Below are 16,091 nucleotides of genomic sequence, written 5' to 3' on the forward strand. Positions count from 1 at the left end.
GTGGCCAACGAGTACGGCGACCTGCCCACGCTCAAGGAGAAGCTGAGCATCGAAGCGGACGACACCAGCCGCGACACCCTGCTGACATCGGCGCTGGCGTCCGCCTCGCGCGGCATCGACAAGGTGACCGGGCGCCGCTTCTGGCTCGACCCGTCCGCCGTCCAGCGCACGTACCGGCTGCCCGGGCGCGTGGTGTGCGACATCGATGGCGACCTGCTCCTCGTCGACGACATCGGCAGCATCGCGGGCCTGGTCGTCGAGACCGGCACCGGCACCTCCTTCACAGCCCTCACCGGCTACGAGACGAGCCCGGACAACGCCCTCGCCGACGGGGAGCCCATCACCGGCCTGCGCCGCGTCAACGGCACCTGGGGCTCGGCGATCAACCGGGTGCGCGTCACCGCCCGGTTCGGGTGGCCCGCCGTCCCCGACGACATCGCCGAGGCCTCCCTGATCCAGGCCTCGCGCCTCTACAAGCGCAAGGACAGCCCCGAGGGCATCATCGGCTCGGCCGAGTGGGGCGTACGCAACCTCTCCCGCCGTGACCCGGACGTGTGGGCGCTCATCGAGCCGTACTGCATGACCGGCTTCGGATAGGGGGCGCTGTGCAGATCTCACAGATCCGGGACGCCATCGCGGCCGCGGCATCCGCTGTGGTGCTGCCGGCTGGCATCGCCAAGCTGACGTGCTCCGGGTTCACTCCGGACTCGGTCGTCGCCCCGCACTTCTTCGTCGCCGAGTACACCCAGGACTACGACAAGGCGATGCGCCGCTCGCTGGACGAACTGGAGTTCACCTGTCGAGTCCTGGTCTCCACCGCCGACGACAGGGCCGCACAGCGGGTCCTCGACTCGATGCTGTCCGGCTCCGGTACGGCCTCGCTCAAGCAGGCGATCGAGGCGGCCCGCGGCGAGCCCGGCGAGTACGCGCTGGGGGGCCTGGCCCATGACCTGCACGTCATGAGGGTGCAGGGCTACCGCTGGTACGAGCACCAGGGCGCCGAGTTCGTCGGCGCCGAACTGATCATCAAAGTCATCGGAGACGGGAGCAGCTGATGCGCGTCCGCATGCTGGTGCAGATGCCGCCCGGCACTCTGCGCAACGGCGAGCCATGGCCGGACGAGGGCGAGGAAGCGGAGATCCCGACCGGCGAGGTTCTGCACCTGGTCGCCTCCGGTGTCGCCGAGGAAGTCGCCGAGGACGCCGCGCCTCGTCCGCGTCGGCGCAAGAGCCGTGGGGAGGGCGGGGGATGAGCAAGTTCGTCCTGACCAACGTGCGGCTGTTCACCGCCGGCGTCGACCTCACCTCGGCGAGCAACAAGGTCGAGCTCACCGCGAAGGTCGAGGAGAAGGAAACGACCAACTACGGCAGCCAGGCCAACAAGGAGTTCGTCGGCGGTCTGGCCTCGGCCGAGTTCGCCGCCGAGGGACAGTGGGAGGCCGGCGACCCGAGCAAGGTCGACGACGCCACGTGGGCGCAGCTGGGCGGGGTGGGGGCCTGGTCGGTCGGCCCGGTCGGTGCGACCGTCGGTAGCCTGGCCTACCTCACCAAGGCGCTGCGCTGCGACTACAAGCTCGGCGACGCCGTCGGCGAGGTCGCTCCGTGGACGAGCAGCGGCAAGGGTTCGTGGCCGCTCGCCCGGGGCCAGTTCGCCCACCCGCCCGGTACGGCGCGCACGGCCACCGGGACCGGCACCGGACTCCAGCTCGGGGCGGTCGCCGTGGGCAAGCGCATGTATGCGGCGCTGCACGTCCTGTCGGTGGCCGGCACCGCGACGCCGACGATCACGGGCCGGGTGGAGTCGAGCGTGGACAACACCTTCGCCTCGCCGACCACCCGCCTGACCCACGCCGCGGCGACCGCTGCGGGCGGGGAGATCGTGCGTACCGACGGCACCGCGATCACCGACACCTGGTGGCGCGTCGCCTGGACCATCACGGGCACCACGCCCAGTTTCATGTTCGCTTCCACCCTAGGGATCTGGTGATCACCCATGCCCAAGATGGTCCTGCTCGCCGAGTACGTGGCGATCAACGGCGTCGACCTGTCCACCTACAACAAGAAGGCCGAGCTCACCACGAAGGTCGAGGAGAAGGACGTCACGACCTACGGCAGCCTCGGCTGGAAGGAGCTCCTGGGCGGTCTGAAGTCGGGGGAGCTCGCGCTGGACTTCCTCCAGGACGTCGCGGCCGCGGCCCTCGACTCGATCATGTGGCCGCTGCTGGGAACGGTCGTCACCTTCGAGGTGCGGGCGAGCAACTCCGCGGTCAGCACCTCGAATCCGAAGTACACCGGCTTCGTCCTGGTCAACGGCTGGAACCCGATCCAGGGCTCGGTGGGCGACGAGGCGAGCGTGGGTGTCAGCTACCCGACGTCGGGGGCTGTGGTCCGGGCGACGGCCTAATGGCCTCCGGCCCGCCATTCGAACTGCGCGCCACGCATGAGGGCCTGGACGCGCTCGCCCGGGCGCTGAAGGCGGAGGCCGACGGCAAGCAGCTGCGCAAGGAGCTCGCGGCGAACCTGCGCGAGGCGCTCAAGCCAGGCGCCGGACAGGCGAAGTCCTCGATCATGGGCATGGTCTCCCTGCACGGTTCCCAGCCCGCGCTGCGGTCGTCGATCGCCAAGAAGATCCGGCCCGAGGTGAAGCTGGGCGGCCGCTGGACCGGTGCCCGGGTCAAGGCCTTCAAGACCAAGAACATCCGGGGTTTCCCCAACGCGCCCAAGCGCACCAACTCCGCCCGCGGCTGGCGTCACCCCGTGTTCGGCAACACCGGCGTCTGGGTGCACCAGCGCGGAAAGCTGGAGTGGTTCGACAAGGCCTTCCGCGGCCGCGAGGGCGTCTACAAGCAGGCCGTTCACGAGGCCATGGAAGACATGGCCCGGCGCATCGCCGACCGGGCCGGAAACGGAAGCTGACCGTGTACCTGATCTACCAGCCCGAGGGCGAGAAGGAACCCCAGCGGTTCCTCTACAAGCCGCAGAAGCTGATGGCGCCCGAGCGGGAGGCCCTGGAGCGGCGCTCCAAGATGGACTTCGCCGACTTCACCAAGGCCGTCCTCAACGGCAACGCGCTGGCCCGGCGCTCCCTGCTGTGGGTGATGCTCAAGCGGCAGCACCACACGCTGAAGTTCGAGGACGTCGACTTCGCCTGGGACGAGCTGAAGCTGGAGTACTCCAAGCAGGAGTACGAGCTGATGCGCGCACAGATGCTCGCCAAGGGCAACGTCGACCCCGAGCAGCTCGTACAGCTCGACGAGGAGATCGCCACCGCCGTCGACGAGCAGGCCACCGAGGGAAAAGCGCTGCCGCCGATCGCCGTCTGAGGAACCTGGGCAACGCCGCCCACCTCCTGGGCGTGCGGCCCTGGGAGTGGGACCTGATGACCGTCGAGCAGGCCGATCGGATCCTCGACTGGCTGGACGACTACAAACAGCAGCTCGACGACGCCGAGGCCAAGGCCAAGGCCCGCGGCTGAGACGACAACTGAACATCGGGGAGGTGATCCGCTGTGTCCTCGGACACCTCTCTCGTGTTCAACCTGGTGGCCCGCGACCAGACCAGCGAGGAACTCGGCTCGCTGAAGGAGAAGTTCTCCTCGGCCGGTACGGCGATCGGCGCGGCCCTGGGCGTGGGCATGGGGGCCTCGCTCGTCTCGTCCCTCGACGTCGACGCCGCCAACGACAAGCTGGCCGCACAGCTGGGCGTCGGCCAGGCCGAGGCCACCAAGCTCGCCAAGGTCTCGGCGAACGTCTACAAGAACGCGTGGGGCGAGTCCACCGAGGACGTCAACGAATCCATCCGCGGCGTGTACCAGAACATCGGTGACACCTCGCAGGCCGAGGGCGGGCTGGAGGGCGTCACCACGAAGGTGATCGCCCTGCGCGACACGTTCGACCAGGAGTCGGCCGGGATCACCGCGGCCGCCGGACAGATGCTCAAGACCGGGCTGGCGGGCAACGTCGACGAGGCGATGGACATCATCACGGTCGGCTTCCAGAAGGGCATCGACAAGTCGGGCGACTTCCTCGACACCCTCAACGAGTACGGCGTGCAGTTCCACTCGCTGGGCCTGAACGGGCAGATGGCTACCGGCCTGCTCTCCCAGGGCCTCAAGGGCGGCGCACGGGACGCCGACCTCGTCGCCGACTCGCTGAAGGAATTCAACCTGCGGGCCCGGGACCTGACGAGCACCGCGCCGGCCGGATTCCAGGCCCTGGGCCTGAACGCCAAACAGATGGCGGCCGACGTCGCCGAGGGCGGCCCCAAGGCCACCGCCGCACTCCAGGCCACCCTCGACGCGCTGCGCAAGTACCCCGACGACTCGAAGAAGGCCTCGGTCGCGGCGGCCATCTTCGGGACCCAGAGCGAGGACATGCAAAAGGCCCTGGCGTCCCTCGACCCCGCGCACGCGGTGCAGGCCCTCGGTCAGGTGGGGGGCGCCGCCGACCGGATGGCCAAGACCGTGGGCGACAACCCCAAGGCCGCGCTGGAGTCCTTCCAGCGCACCGTGACGATGGCGACCACCCAGGCGGCCGGCCACTTCATCGACTTCGCGATGAAGAACCAGGCCCTGTTCAAGCCGCTCGCCGGGATCCTCGCCGGCGTCGCCGTGGCCGTCCTCGCGGTGTCCGTCGCGCAGAAGGTGTACGCCACCTACACGGCGATCGCCTCGGCCGCACAGACCGTGTGGAACGCCGAGATCTGGGCCAGCACGGCGGCCCTGCTCGCCAACCCGATGACGTGGATCGTGATCGCGATCATCGCCCTGATCGCCGTCATCGTGCTGGTGGCGACCAAGACCCGCTTCTTCCAGGACGCGTGGGCGGCCATGTCGCACTACGTGTCGGTGGCCTGGAACTGGGCCGTCGGCATGATCAAGATGGGCTGGGACCTGCTGGTCAAGCTGTTCATGAACTTCACCCTGGTCGGGCTGATCCTCGGCCACTGGGACGCCATCAAGAACGGCACGGTCGCCGTCTGGCATGCGGTCACCGGCTTCGTCCAGTCGATCCCCGGCATGCTCGTCAGCTTCTTCCTGAACTGGACGCTCCCCGGGCTGATCATCAACCACTGGACGTCCATCAAGAACGGCACCGTCCGCGTCGCCACCTCCATGGTCAACTGGGTGCGCGGACTGCCCGGGCGCACCATCGACGCCCTGGCAGGGTTCGGCGGCCGCCTGTCCTCGGCCGGCTCCTCCGCCTTCAACAGCTTCAAGAACGCGGTCGTCAGCCGCGGCACCTCGGCCATCGACTGGGTACGCGGTATACCCGCCCGCGCCCGCAACGCCCTGGGCAACCTGGGCAGTTACCTCTACAACAGCGGCCGCTCCCTGGTCTCCGGGTTCGTCAACGGCATCCGCTCGCTGGCCAGCGCGCCCGCCGACGCCGTGCACAACATGCTCTCCAGGGCACGCAACCTGCTCCCGTTCTCCCCGGCGAAGGAAGGCCCGTTCTCCGGCAAGGGCTGGACCCTCTACTCGGGGCAGAGCGTGATGACCGCCTTCGCCGAGGGCATCCAGGACCGGGCCTCTCTCGCCCAGGCCGCGCTCGCCGACGCAGTCGGCACGACGGCCGCCGGCGGACAGCAGGCCATGACCACCGCGGCGGGGCGCTCGGCGCAGGCCGCCCCGATCATCACCGCCGGCGGCCGCCGTCCCGAGGTCCGGATCGTCTTCGAGGGCCGCGAGCCGTTCATGGACTGGCTCAAGGAACGCATCCGCATCCAGTACGGCGGAGACGTCGCCAACCTCAACGAAGGGAGGTGACCGGTGCCTTCCCTGCCTCCGCCGCTGTGGGCCGACCTCTACCTGAACGGCGCCTGGACGTCGATCACCAACGACGTCTCCACCGAGGCGGCCGTCACCGTCACCCGCGGCCGCAGCAGCGAGCGGGACTCCGCCGGCCCCGCCCAGGGCAACCTCCCCCTGATCAACACGGGCGCCAAGTACTCCCGCCGCAACCCCAACAGCACCCTGTTCGGGGACGTGGGACTCAACACCCCCGTCCGCTACGGGGTCACCGCGGGCGCCCCGTGGGTCCTGTGCGAGGGCACCGGGGTGAGCGGCTCCTACCTGTCCACCCCGTCGTCCGCCGCCCTGAATATCACCGGGGATCTCGAACTGCGCTGGGAGCTCTCGTTCGACGACCCCAACCCCAACCAGTCCTTCGGGGCCCGCTGGGGTGCCTCCGGCAGCTGGTCGTGGATCGCCGGCCTGAACTCCGGCAGCGGCCGGGACGGGAGGCCGTTCCTGGTGTGGTCGCCGGACGGCACGACCAACTTCGGCTTCCTGGCCACCGCGCCGATTCCGGCGATGCCAGGGCAGCGGCTCGCCCTGCGCATCGTCCTGGACGTCGACAACGGCGCCGGCGGCAACACCCTGTCCTTCTACACCGCCAAGAGCATCGACGCCCCCGAGGAGTACTGGCAGATGCTCGGGACGCCCATCGTCACCGCCGGCACCACCGCCGTGTTCAACCCGGCCAGTCAGGACTTGTGGGTGGGCCGCGGGCAGGCCGGCGGCTGGAACTGCCTCGACGGGCGCCTGTTCCGCTTCCGGATGTACAGCGGCTCCACACTCAAGGCCGACCTGGACGCGTCCACTGCGACCGTCGGGGCCGCCTCCTTCACCGACTCCAAGGGACTCACCTGGACCCTGAACGGCGCGTGCTCGCTGACCAACAAGCAGCGGCTGTTCCACGGCGAGATCCCCTCCTGGAACCCCGCCGTGGACAAGTCCGGCCGTGAGCGGCGGATGGCCACCACACCGGCCGGCATCATGCAGCGGCTCGGCTCGGGCAACAAGGTGCTGAGGAGCCCGCTGTTCAGGGAAATGACCAACCCGGGCAGGTCGGGCATCGTCGCGTACTGGTCGTGCGAGGAGGTCTCCGGTTCCACGGTCGTGTCCTCCGGGCTCGGCCAGGACCCCATGGCGATCTCCGGCACCGGCGTGCCCAGCTTCGGCACCTACAGCGGCCTCGCCGGATCCGACGCCCTGCCGGACATGGCCACCGCCACGTTCACCGCGAACGTGGCCGCCTACACCGTCACCGGCGCCACCGCACTGCGCGCCTGGGTCGCCGTCCCCTCCGGCGGGGTCGGCGCACAGGCCAACCTCCTGCGGCTCACCACCACCGGCACCGCCGCCGTGTGGGAGCTGCTCCTGGAGACCGATGGCGACCTGACCATCAACGTGAGGGACGGCGGCGGCACCACCCTGCTGGGCACCCGGGTCGACTTCAACACGAACGGCGAGCTGATCGCCGTCGTGCTGGAAGCCACCCAGGACGGGGCCGACGTCGACTGGACGCTGCGCGTGGAGAACTACACCGGGGCGACCAGCGTCAACGACACGATCCCGGGCGCCTCCGCATCGGGCACGATCTCCTCGAGGACCTTCGGTCGAGTCACCCGGATCGTGGCCGCCGCCGGCGGCGCGCTGACCGGGGTGGCGCTGGGGCACATCACCCTCGCCAGTGACCTGGCCGCCTACTCCCAGACCGCCAACGCGGCCCTGGGCTGGCGCGGCGAGGGTGCCCGCGCCCGCTTCAACCGGCTGTGCCGCGAGCAGAACGTGGCAGGCGCGGCCGGCATCGACACGACCACCCAGCCCTACATGGGCGCCCAGAAGAGCGGCAAGTTCCTCGACCTGCTGCGGGAGGTGGAGACCACCGACGGCGGGATCCTCACCGAACGCCCCGACGGCCTGGGCCTCGCCTACCGGGGCGCCTCCACCATGTGGGGCCAACAGCCCGCCCTCGTCCTCGACTGGACCGCCGGCCTGATCGACGCCATCACCCCCAAGGACGACGACAAGCAGGCCTTCAACGAGTGGACCGTCCGGCGCATCGACGGGAGCGAGTACACCTTCACCCTGGACACCGGCGTCAACTCGGTGGCGGACATCGGCCTGTACGACACCTCGACGGACGTGTCCGTGTACTCCGACACCGCGCTGCCCTCGCAGGCCTACCGGCGCGTGCAGCTCGCCACCGTCGACGAGATGCGCTACCCGCTGGTCTCACTGTCCCTGGCCAACCCGCGGGTCTACGCGATGATCGACAAGATCTACGCGGTCGACGTCGGCGACCTGATCCGCATCGCGAACCTCCCCGCCGACTACGGGGCCGGATACGTCGATCTGATCGTCGTGGGCATCCAGGACGCCGAGGGACCGCAGGACTGGTCCCGCGGCTTCGTGTGCGTGCCCGGGGAGCCGTGGAACGCCCGCACCACCGCCCGGGCGACTGTGGTGTACGAGGACTTCGAGGACACCACCTACGCGGTCACGATCACCAACGGCGGCACGCTGCCCTGGACGAGGACCGGCGTGCACTTCAACACCGGCGCCTGGTCGCTGCGGTCCGGGGCGATCAGCAACAACCAGACGAGCGTGGCCACCGTCACCGTCCCGGCCGGCGCCGTGTCGCTGACGTTCTGGTACCGGACCTCGTCCGAAGCATCAGGCCCCGGATTCCTCGGCGACCGGCTCACGGTCACCGTCGACGGCGTCCAGGTCCTCCTCGCCCAGGGCGAGACCGACTGGACACCGCTCACCGTGGGCGTCACCGGCAAGGCGGCCGTCGCCTTCACCTACACGAAGGACAACTCGTCCGCGTCCGGCGAGGACGCCGTCAACATCGACGACCTGCTCTTCGTCCTCACTCCGGCCCTGGACGCCGTGGCCCGCGCGGACACCGGCGGATGCCACCTGACGGCGGACCTCACCACCACACAGACCTCACTCTCCGTCCTGACCACGGGAGTGTGCCCCTGGGTCCCGTTCGCCCTTTACCCGACCGACTTCCCCTTCGACATCGAGGTGGGAGGCGAGGTCATGCGGGTCATCTACTGCACCGGCACGACCCTCACCCAGACCCTCACGGTCATCCGCAGCACCAACGGCGTCGTCAAGACCCACAGCACGGGCGACGGCGTAGCCCTGGCCCATCCCAGCTACGCCGCATAGGAGGCACCAATGGCCTGGTACGCCGGGATGAGGATCACCGCCGACCGGCTCAAATACTCAAGCCGCTTCGTCGTCGCGAACGCGGCCCTGACCGCGAACAGCAGCAACATCACCTCCACCACCGAGGTCACGATCGTCACCACGCCCAGCGCGGTCTTCGAGGTCGGCAGGGCCTACCGGTTCGAGTTCAGCGGCCTCGCCCAGCACGGCACCGTGTCGATCTACGACCTGCTCTACCTGCGGTTTCGGCGTGGCTCCGGGGCGCTTATCCGCAACGTGCAGGACGTCGTGGTCGCCAACCGCGCCACGGCCAGCCGCAACACAGCGGTCAGCGTGGCCACCATCGCCACTCCCGCCGCCGCGATCACCGACACCGTCTACCTGACCGCGTCCTGGGACACCGGCAGTACGGCGACGTTCATGATGGCCGGCACCGCCGGAACCCCCGGACTGCTGACCGTGTGGGACATCGGCGAGGCCGCCGACTACCCCGGCATCGCGACGTTCTCCTGACCCCGCATCCCCGCCACCCGCCAGCCCCGAGCCCATCGGCCCGGGGCTTTCTCACGTCTGGAGCACCCATGGCCACACCTATGACCCCCGCTCAGTGGCGGGCCGCCCTCAAGGCCGAGGGCGTGAAGGTCACCGAGTACGACGGCTGGACCACCAGAGGACGCGACGCCGCCACGGGCAAGCCCTTCGGCCCCGTCCACGGCGTCCTCAACCACCACACCGTCGCCACGAACAGCCTGAAGTCCATCGCCGTCGACGGCCGCCCGGACCTGCCCGCACCGCTCGCGCACTCCCACCTCGCCAAGACCGGCACGGTCACGCTCGTCTCCTGCCACCGCGCCAACCATGCGGGCCTGGCCGCGGCGAACGTCATTGACGCGATCATCGCGGAGCGAAAGCTGCCCAAGCAGAACAAGGCGACCACCGTCGACGGCAACGACTGCCTCTACGGCATCGAGGTCGAGAACCTCGGCGACCAGAAGGACGCCTACACCCGCGCCCAGTACGACGCCCTGGTCCGCTACAACGCGGCGATCTGCCGCCACCACGACTGGGGCGCCGGATCGGTCGCCGGGCACCTGGAGACCTCGGTCGAGGGCAAGGTCGACCCCCGCGGCCCCGTCGAGGGCTACGGCACGCGCGGCAAGTTCTCTCTCACCATGGCGCAGCTGCGGACCGATGTCGACGAGCGGCTCAAGCACCCGGCGTCATGGTCGCCCGGCACGGCCACCGCGTACACGGTCGTCAAGGGCGACACCCTCTGGTCGATCGCGGCCAGCAAACTCGGCGACGGCAACCGATGGAAGGAGATCGCCGACCTCAACGGCCTCAAGGACGCCGACGCGATCACGCCCGGCCAGAAGCTCAAGCTCCCTGCGAAGTGAGGACACCCATGAAGATCTCCAGCATCGCCAAGTCCATCGTCGCCGGACTCGCGGCCGGCGCCACCGCGGCGGTCACCGCCGTCCAAGACGGCAACCTCACCACCGGGGAGGGCGTCACCATCGTGCTCGCCGTCCTCGGCGCCTGGGGCATCACCTACGCGGTGCCCAACCGCCCCACAGCGAGCCGGCAGTGACCGTCCCCGAGGCCTCGGCCACCGTCGCCGTAGAACTGGAGCGGCTCCGCGGCACGGTGTCGACCGGCTTCGCCGAGGTCAAGGGTTCACTGTCCGTCCTCGTCGAGCGGTCCGACCGCAACGAACGGGACCTTCAACAGCTCCGCGCGGACACCGAGAAAGACCTCGGCGAGTTGCGCGCCGACGTCGAGTCCCTGAAGCGGGCCCGATGGCCGCTCGCCGCGATCGGCGCGCTGACCGGAATTGTCGGCGCGGCCGCCGGCGTCATGGCACTACTCGCCCGCTGAACCACGATGCCCCCTGCACGGCCCACCACGGGCCGTGCAGGGGGCATTCCGCGTGCGCTCAGCCGTCGAGCGGCTCCGCGCCGTGGGCCTGAGCGATGGCGTCGATACGGCGCGCGAGGTCGAAGTCCGCCTCGGTCAGTTTGTGTCCGGCGTCGTGGGTGGTGATCCCAAACCGAACCTTCCCCCACCGCAGATCGATGTCCGCGTGGTGGCTGATGAGCCGTTCGACGTCGGCGACGTGCACGATCATCGCTACGCCGCCGTGATAGCGGATGCCGTACGCGCGGGTGATCTCGTCTCCCTCGCGGCGCCACCCTGGCACGCTTTCCAGCGCGATCACGATCTCATCCTCGGTCAGCGGCACCGGTGCGTCTGTCACGCGTCAGCTCTCCTCGGTCACGGGCGCCAGGACTCCGACGAGGTCCCGGCCGACCGGGGCATCCTGCCACGGCCGCATTGCTCGTTGAAGGGTCGCCAGCTCCCGCCGCATGCGCGCTGAGCGGGTCTCTATCGCGATGTCGGCGACCTGCCGGGCAATCTCCAGGGCCTGGTCCGGCTCGCCTGCCCCTGCCGCCGCCGTGGCGTGCCGGGCCATGTAGACACCGCGGTCTCGGCGAGCAGTCTCGGGGACGATGTCGAGGACTTGTTCCCACAGTGACACGGCCTCGGCACCGAGGCCGAGGCGTCCGTAGCAGGTGGCGCGCTGGACTTCGAGGTATCCGGGTGTACGGCGGCAGGCGTTGCCCCATGGCAAGTCGTCGTCGACCCGGCCGAGGAGTCCGTCGGCCTGGTCTATGAGCTGGTCGACGGCGCCGCGGTCACCGGTGAGGCTCGCCCCGTGGGCCTGCTGCTGCATGGCCATGATCCGTACCTTCGGCACCAGACGCCCGGCGTCGTCGAGGGCCGCCTCACACAGGTCGATGACGGCGTGGCCGTCGCCCAAGTCGGTGCGCACCTGTGCCTGGTTGACCAGCGAGTAGCCGATCAGGTGCGGGTCCCGGGATCGCATCGCGATCTCCTGCGTCACACCGCGCCAGAAGCTGGCCCCGTCCATGTCGCCGGCGTCCTGGTACAGCCAGCCAACCAGGGCGGCATATGCGGCCCCGGCACGGAGCAGGCCTCGCCTCGTCTCGCCCTTCGCGGACCGCACGAGCTTGTCGATCAGCTGGTACTGCGCCGACACCGTTCCGATCAGGTCGTGAGGGCCGAGGTACATGTCAGCCACGTAGTGGCCTTCCAACTGCTTCTGGAAGTAGTCGATCAGGGCGGGGTCAACTTGCTGCGGTGCGACCGGTCCGGCGACGAGCGCGGCGGCGGTGACGGAGACAAACGCTCGGCGCTTCACATCAGCCTCTTCGTGGTGCTCGGGGCGGATCCAGCCGGGCGGGGTGGTGAATCCGAGATCTTCAGGCCACCGACCGAGCGCGTCATGGATGACGATCGCGGTCTCTTCCGCCGGCCAACCGGGGCGGTCGCCCTCCCACCGTCGCCAGGTGCGTGCGGACACGGTGAACTGGTGATCGTCGAGGAGGCGTTGCCCGTACTCGGTCAGCTTGGCCGCGGCCTGTTCGATGGTGCGCCAGCCAGCCCGGAGCCGCGCGGCTCTCAAGGCATCGTTGCGGCCCATGCGTCCAGTCTGGAGTGTCATCGCGCCCGTCCCCGGCCATGGCCGCAACGTGGCCACGGATGGCCACGGCGCGGCCTAGTTCCGCTTCTCCGTGCCCGCACATCATCGCCGTGTGACTAGGCAACGTGCACAGAATGCGACAGAACTCCCCGAAGTGGGGGAGCCGGATGGTGCCCGACACATCAACGAATCGGAGGCTGCCGCACCTCCGAACATCGCGGACATGCGGGTCGCCGTTGCGGAGATGGTTGGTGGGGACGCCCAACTCCCGCGCTGGGAAACCGTGCAGAAGTTCGCACACCTGTACCGGGGGTATGTGATTCGGCTGATCCCGGCCGTCGAGGAACTCATTGCCCGGCAGCCGAAGGACGACGTCCCGTCGAATGTGGCGCGCGTCGTCATCGACGAGGCTCGGCGACGCAAAGACGAGATCGAAGCCGTTGGGCTTGTCGGCGAGGTGAGGCGAGTCAAGCGTCTTGCTCGCATCGTGCTCGCACTGTGCGACCACTACGAAAACCTCGGCGGCACGACGTGACCGGGGCCGACGTCCTGCTGATCGGCGGCGAGCCGTACGGCCCCGACGTGGCGCGGCTGTTGATCCAGGAAGTCCCCAGTGCCGTCTATCTGACGTGGCAGCAGAACCACGGGGAGGTGTGCGTGTGGTGCGGCAAGGTCGGTGGTGAGGACGTGGCCCTTGCGCCTCTCGGGGGCGCCCGCGGCTGGCGGCCCCACGGGTGTACCGAATGCAGACAGACGCGACTCACGTACGTGAGCGCCTATCTGGTCTGGAGGCGGCACGTGCTGGACTGCGAGTCGTGCCGCACCGCGTGGTGCCCGGACGGCTGGAGTCCGGCCCTCGCGCACCAAATCGCCTACGCGGCCACCGGCAAAAAGGGGAGAGTCTTCTGCGCGTGCGGGTGTCCTCTCGCGCTCACGTCGCGCAGGCTCCGGCCGTACGTCGAGACCATCTTGTTCAGCCTGCGCTACAGCCATACCGGCCCCTGCCATAGGCCCGAGGCGGCGGCCGCAGGGCGCGCGCGCTCAGCGGACGAGGTCGCCTAGAGACACGTCGAGCACATAGGCCAGAGGCAGGAGCGTGCCCAGAGCCGGGTTCGCGGTGCCCGCTTCGATGGCCTGCAGCGTACGGTGCTCAAGGCCCGCAGCGAGGAACACGGCCTCCTGCGTCAGGTTCTGCCGTATGAGTTCGTCCTGGATTCGCTCCCGACCTATTGCTGGCGGGCGCGGATCCAGTCGTCGTCTTCGGGCAGGTCATGGGCCAATCGACAAACGCTGTGACCAGCTTGACTGCGAGTCAGCTGAATAGATTCAGCTTTTTGTGATCTTGATATGGCTGGTGCTGGTGATGATGCCCAGCGCTGTCGTCCTGTCGTCCAGCCCGCCTCAAGTCCCAGGCTGTGCAGGCCTTTTCGAGCCATTTCAATAGACGTGTGCATATTGCAATGGCATAATTGCCGACCATTAAATAACGTCCGGTTTAGCGCTTGTGGGGGGAAGATTTTCATGGATCAGCTGCAACGCCTTGGGGACCGCCTCGACGTGATAGAGGTCGCCCTCTCCGTGGCCTTGGGAGAGCCTGAGCCGGAGCATCGTGGTCGCATGCTGGACGCGCTTAGCGCCGCTACGGAAGTCGCGAGATCGCAGCATCAGGAGGCCGAGACCGTCGAGGGAAAACGTTCCTCCTTCCGGTTAGTGCGTGGCTCGATCCCTCACCCCGCCCGCCATGCCGAGGTCACTCCTCAAGTGGACGCCGTTCGAGGCGGACACTCGACGTATCGAATCCCGGACCACGCCGCGACGTCGGCAGGATGACCACCCGGAACAAGTCCCTCACGACCGTCGCCCGCACATCGATCGGCTGAGCGCCCCACTCCTCGCGCCCGATGCCCGCCAGCGTGGTCAGCCTCCTCAGCTTCGCCGGCACTGCAAGCCGCGAGCGCAACTCTTGGATCTTCCGGTCGAACGACGCCACCGACAGAACTGCCAACGTCGGATCGACGCCCGGGTGGTCGGCCAGATTCTCCAGGTCGGCACGGACCTTGGTCCGTCGTTGCTCCAGCGCGGTGATCTCCGTCAGTAGCTGCGCACCGCCGACGGCCTCCGTGGCCGCGTGCAGCTCCTTCTTGAAGTCATCGCTCGACAGCAGCTTCAGCACCCGGCCGTCTACGTAGGCGTCCAGCAGGGCCATGTTGCGGCCCACACCCCGACAGGACGGGCAGTAGTAGATCCGCGAGCCCTTCCGGTTGCGGCCGCCCGTCGGTTTCGATCGGACCGTGCAATGAGGTTCTGGGCAGTCCGCACTCTCGCACGCGGCGCTCTGCGGCCCGCTGTGGCACCGGTAGCACTCCCCGATCCCCGTGAGCAGGCGCGTGCGCTCACGGCCCTGGTACGGGTTCTCCTTGGCGCTCGCCGAGTACAGCGCCTTGACGGCTTCCCACACCTCGATGGACACCGCCCCGTCCCAGGCCGCCTCATGCAACTGACCCTCGTACTCGATCAGGCCTGCCACGCGCGGCGCCAGGACCACGTTCCGCCAGGACTTCGGTGTCCACTCGTTGCCCTCGGTCGTGCGGGATCCGGACTTGTTCAGCCACCGGATGACGGCCGCCTGATCCGCGCCTGCCAGCTGCCGTTCGATGCCTCGCTGGATGAACGAGATCTCCGTCGGGACCGGCAGTGTGGTGTCGATGACTGGGGCCAGGCGCTCCTCGCCTGTCTCCTTGTCGATCACCACTCGGGTGCCGGTCTGCATGCCCCACCCGTAGGGCCGTTTCCCGCCTGCTGTCCCCGGCAGGCCCTTGGCGATACGCGACTTGACGCCCCGTTGTACGCGGCGGCTGGTGTCATCCGACGACCGGCATGCCTGGGCCGCTTCGATGCGCAGGATGAACCGGTCATCCGGGCTGTCCAGGTTCCGCGTACCGGACGGCGACGAGATCCGCAGGCGCTTGCCCTCAGCGATGCCGATCAGCTTCTCAAGGTCGAATGGCTGCCTGATCATCCGGTCGCCGTGATACACGACGATGCCGTCGACCTCGCCCGCCTCGACGGCCGCCAGCATCGCGTCCCACCTCGGCCGCTTCCGGTTCCGCTGCCAGGCCGATCGGCTGTTGTCGACGAACACGTGCTGTTCCGAGATGGCCCAGCCCATCCGGCCGGCCAGCTCGCGGCAATCCGCCTCCTGGCGCTCGACCTTCTCCACGGACCCGTCCGGCGCGTACGAGAGTCGGCAGTACACGGCGGCCCGCTTCGGCTTCTGCGTCATGTTCGAAGTGTAGGTGCGTACTAGACATTGATCCACCTGCTCGCCGCGCTCAACACGGGCCACGAGGGCGGCTGCGGGACCGTCCACGCGAATGCGGCGGCCGATGTCCCCGCCCGTCTGGAGGCCCTGGGTACGGCCGCCGGCCTCGATCGGGCCGCGCTGCACAGCCAGTTGGCGGCCGCGCTGTCGGTGGTCCTGCACCTCGCACGGGACCGGGCCGGGCGGCGACGGATCGCCGAGGTCCATGTCCTGGAGCGGGACCCGTCCGGGTTGGTGCGGACGGTGCCGGCGTTGCGGTGGGGTGCGGAGGCGTTCGCGTACGAGCGGGGGTGGGAG

At 69.0% G+C, this 16,091-nt stretch carries 19 protein-coding genes and 1 pseudogene; 16 read left to right on the forward strand and 4 right to left on the reverse strand.

The window, feature by feature from the left end:
* The 13 genes from JHN63_RS15165 (at position 1) to JHN63_RS15225 (ending at position 10,845) form a co-directional block, all read left to right on the forward strand.
* Positions 1 to 597 (forward strand): phage gp6-like head-tail connector protein, encoded by a 597-nt coding sequence (locus JHN63_RS15165; protein WP_200680762.1) that lies wholly within the window; start codon positions 1 to 3, stop codon positions 595 to 597.
* Between the two features lie 8 nt (positions 598 to 605).
* On the forward strand, positions 606 to 1,055 hold the full coding sequence (locus JHN63_RS15170) for a hypothetical protein (RefSeq protein ID WP_200680764.1): 450 nt from the start codon (positions 606 to 608) through the stop codon (positions 1,053 to 1,055).
* On the forward strand, positions 1,055 to 1,252 hold the full coding sequence (locus JHN63_RS15175; protein ID WP_200680766.1) for a hypothetical protein: 198 nt from the start codon (positions 1,055 to 1,057) through the stop codon (positions 1,250 to 1,252). Before JHN63_RS15170 ends, JHN63_RS15175 begins: the two co-directional genes overlap by 1 nt.
* Entirely contained in the window at positions 1,249 to 1,986 is a 738-nt protein-coding gene (locus tag JHN63_RS15180; protein ID WP_200680768.1) for a hypothetical protein, read from the forward strand. The genes JHN63_RS15175 and JHN63_RS15180 overlap by 4 nt, the downstream gene beginning before the upstream one ends.
* A 6-nt stretch (positions 1,987 to 1,992) precedes the next feature.
* Entirely contained in the window at positions 1,993 to 2,403 is a 411-nt protein-coding gene (locus JHN63_RS15185) for a hypothetical protein (RefSeq protein ID WP_200680770.1), read from the forward strand.
* Complete coding sequence (locus JHN63_RS15190; protein WP_200680772.1) at positions 2,403 to 2,915, forward strand: hypothetical protein; 513 nt, start codon at positions 2,403 to 2,405, stop codon at positions 2,913 to 2,915. Before JHN63_RS15185 ends, JHN63_RS15190 begins: the two co-directional genes overlap by 1 nt.
* A 2-nt stretch (positions 2,916 to 2,917) precedes the next feature.
* The gene (locus tag JHN63_RS15195; RefSeq protein ID WP_200680774.1) at positions 2,918 to 3,322 is read left to right on the forward strand and encodes a hypothetical protein; all 405 of its coding nucleotides are present in this window, start codon (positions 2,918 to 2,920) and stop codon (positions 3,320 to 3,322) included.
* 185 nt (positions 3,323 to 3,507) lie between these two features.
* A complete protein-coding gene (locus tag JHN63_RS15200) occupies positions 3,508 to 5,766 on the forward strand; it encodes a phage tail tape measure protein (protein WP_200680783.1) in 2,259 nt (752 codons plus the stop codon).
* 3 nt (positions 5,767 to 5,769) lie between these two features.
* Positions 5,770 to 8,967 carry a hypothetical protein gene (locus JHN63_RS15205; RefSeq protein ID WP_200680785.1) on the forward strand — a complete coding sequence of 1,066 codons (3,198 nt, stop codon included), beginning with the start codon at positions 5,770 to 5,772 and terminating at the stop codon, positions 8,965 to 8,967.
* A gap of 9 nt (positions 8,968 to 8,976) precedes the next feature.
* Positions 8,977 to 9,480, forward strand: coding sequence for a hypothetical protein (locus JHN63_RS15210; RefSeq protein WP_200680792.1), 504 nt, complete (start codon positions 8,977 to 8,979; stop codon positions 9,478 to 9,480).
* 68 nt (positions 9,481 to 9,548) lie between these two features.
* Complete coding sequence (locus tag JHN63_RS15215; protein WP_200680807.1) at positions 9,549 to 10,364, forward strand: N-acetylmuramoyl-L-alanine amidase; 816 nt, start codon at positions 9,549 to 9,551, stop codon at positions 10,362 to 10,364.
* Between the two features lie 8 nt (positions 10,365 to 10,372).
* A complete protein-coding gene (locus JHN63_RS15220) occupies positions 10,373 to 10,558 on the forward strand; it encodes a hypothetical protein (protein ID WP_200680809.1) in 186 nt (61 codons plus the stop codon).
* A complete protein-coding gene (locus JHN63_RS15225) occupies positions 10,555 to 10,845 on the forward strand; it encodes a hypothetical protein (RefSeq protein ID WP_200680811.1) in 291 nt (96 codons plus the stop codon). The genes JHN63_RS15220 and JHN63_RS15225 overlap by 4 nt, the downstream gene beginning before the upstream one ends.
* 58 nt (positions 10,846 to 10,903) lie before the next feature.
* Here the strand turns inward: JHN63_RS15225 and JHN63_RS15230 are convergent, their stop codons facing one another.
* Positions 10,904 to 11,209, reverse strand: a complete 306-nt coding sequence (locus tag JHN63_RS15230; RefSeq protein ID WP_200681464.1) for a 4a-hydroxytetrahydrobiopterin dehydratase — start codon at positions 11,207 to 11,209, stop codon at positions 10,904 to 10,906.
* An 18-nt stretch (positions 11,210 to 11,227) separates the two neighbouring features.
* Positions 11,228 to 12,472, reverse strand: coding sequence for a Twin-arginine translocation pathway signal (locus tag JHN63_RS15235; RefSeq protein WP_200681471.1), 1,245 nt, complete (start codon positions 12,470 to 12,472; stop codon positions 11,228 to 11,230).
* A gap of 223 nt (positions 12,473 to 12,695) precedes the next feature.
* Between JHN63_RS15235 and JHN63_RS15240 the strand changes: the two genes are divergently transcribed.
* A complete protein-coding gene (locus tag JHN63_RS15240; RefSeq protein ID WP_200681478.1) occupies positions 12,696 to 13,007 on the forward strand; it encodes a DUF6415 family natural product biosynthesis protein in 312 nt (103 codons plus the stop codon).
* Positions 13,004 to 13,534, forward strand: coding sequence for a hypothetical protein (locus JHN63_RS15245; RefSeq protein ID WP_200681506.1), 531 nt, complete (start codon positions 13,004 to 13,006; stop codon positions 13,532 to 13,534). Before JHN63_RS15240 ends, JHN63_RS15245 begins: the two co-directional genes overlap by 4 nt.
* On the opposite strand, the gene JHN63_RS54670 is transcribed toward JHN63_RS15245, so the two are convergent.
* Together JHN63_RS54670 and JHN63_RS15255 are read right to left on the reverse strand one after the other, a co-directional pair.
* A complete protein-coding gene (locus tag JHN63_RS54670; protein WP_200681484.1) occupies positions 13,514 to 13,645 on the reverse strand; it encodes a helix-turn-helix transcriptional regulator in 132 nt (43 codons plus the stop codon). The two genes, JHN63_RS15245 and JHN63_RS54670, sit on opposite strands and share 21 nt — an antisense overlap.
* Before the next feature lie 577 nt (positions 13,646 to 14,222).
* Entirely contained in the window at positions 14,223 to 15,755 is a 1,533-nt protein-coding gene (locus JHN63_RS15255; RefSeq protein ID WP_234476891.1) for a recombinase family protein, read from the reverse strand.
* Positions 15,756 to 15,782: 27 nt separating this feature from the next.
* Between JHN63_RS15255 and JHN63_RS15260 the strand changes: the two are divergent.
* Positions 15,783 to 16,091 (forward strand): annotated as a pseudogene (locus JHN63_RS15260) (ATPase, T2SS/T4P/T4SS family); the annotation flags it as partial.

Origin of the sequence: Streptomyces sp. MBT65 (assembly GCF_016612545.1) — a bacterium.
Taxonomy (GTDB): domain Bacteria; phylum Actinomycetota; class Actinomycetes; order Streptomycetales; family Streptomycetaceae; genus Streptomyces.

Coding starts and splice junctions, on each gene's coding strand:
- JHN63_RS15185 (WP_200680770.1), top strand. CDS start 1,993: ATGCCCAAGATGGTCCTGCTCGCCGAGTACGTGGCGATCAACGGCGTC.
- JHN63_RS15180 (WP_200680768.1), top strand. CDS start 1,249: ATGAGCAAGTTCGTCCTGACCAACGTGCGGCTGTTCACCGCCGGCGTC.
- JHN63_RS15210 (WP_200680792.1), top strand. CDS start 8,977: ATGGCCTGGTACGCCGGGATGAGGATCACCGCCGACCGGCTCAAATAC.
- JHN63_RS15215 (WP_200680807.1), top strand. CDS start 9,549: ATGGCCACACCTATGACCCCCGCTCAGTGGCGGGCCGCCCTCAAGGCC.
- JHN63_RS15235 (WP_200681471.1), bottom strand. CDS start 12,472: ATGGGCCGCAACGATGCCTTGAGAGCCGCGCGGCTCCGGGCTGGCTGG.
- JHN63_RS15240 (WP_200681478.1), top strand. CDS start 12,696: ATGCGGGTCGCCGTTGCGGAGATGGTTGGTGGGGACGCCCAACTCCCG.
- JHN63_RS15190 (WP_200680772.1), top strand. CDS start 2,403: ATGGCCTCCGGCCCGCCATTCGAACTGCGCGCCACGCATGAGGGCCTG.
- JHN63_RS15175 (WP_200680766.1), top strand. CDS start 1,055: ATGCGCGTCCGCATGCTGGTGCAGATGCCGCCCGGCACTCTGCGCAAC.
- JHN63_RS15255 (WP_234476891.1), bottom strand. CDS start 15,755: ATGACGCAGAAGCCGAAGCGGGCCGCCGTGTACTGCCGACTCTCGTAC.
- JHN63_RS15220 (WP_200680809.1), top strand. CDS start 10,373: ATGAAGATCTCCAGCATCGCCAAGTCCATCGTCGCCGGACTCGCGGCC.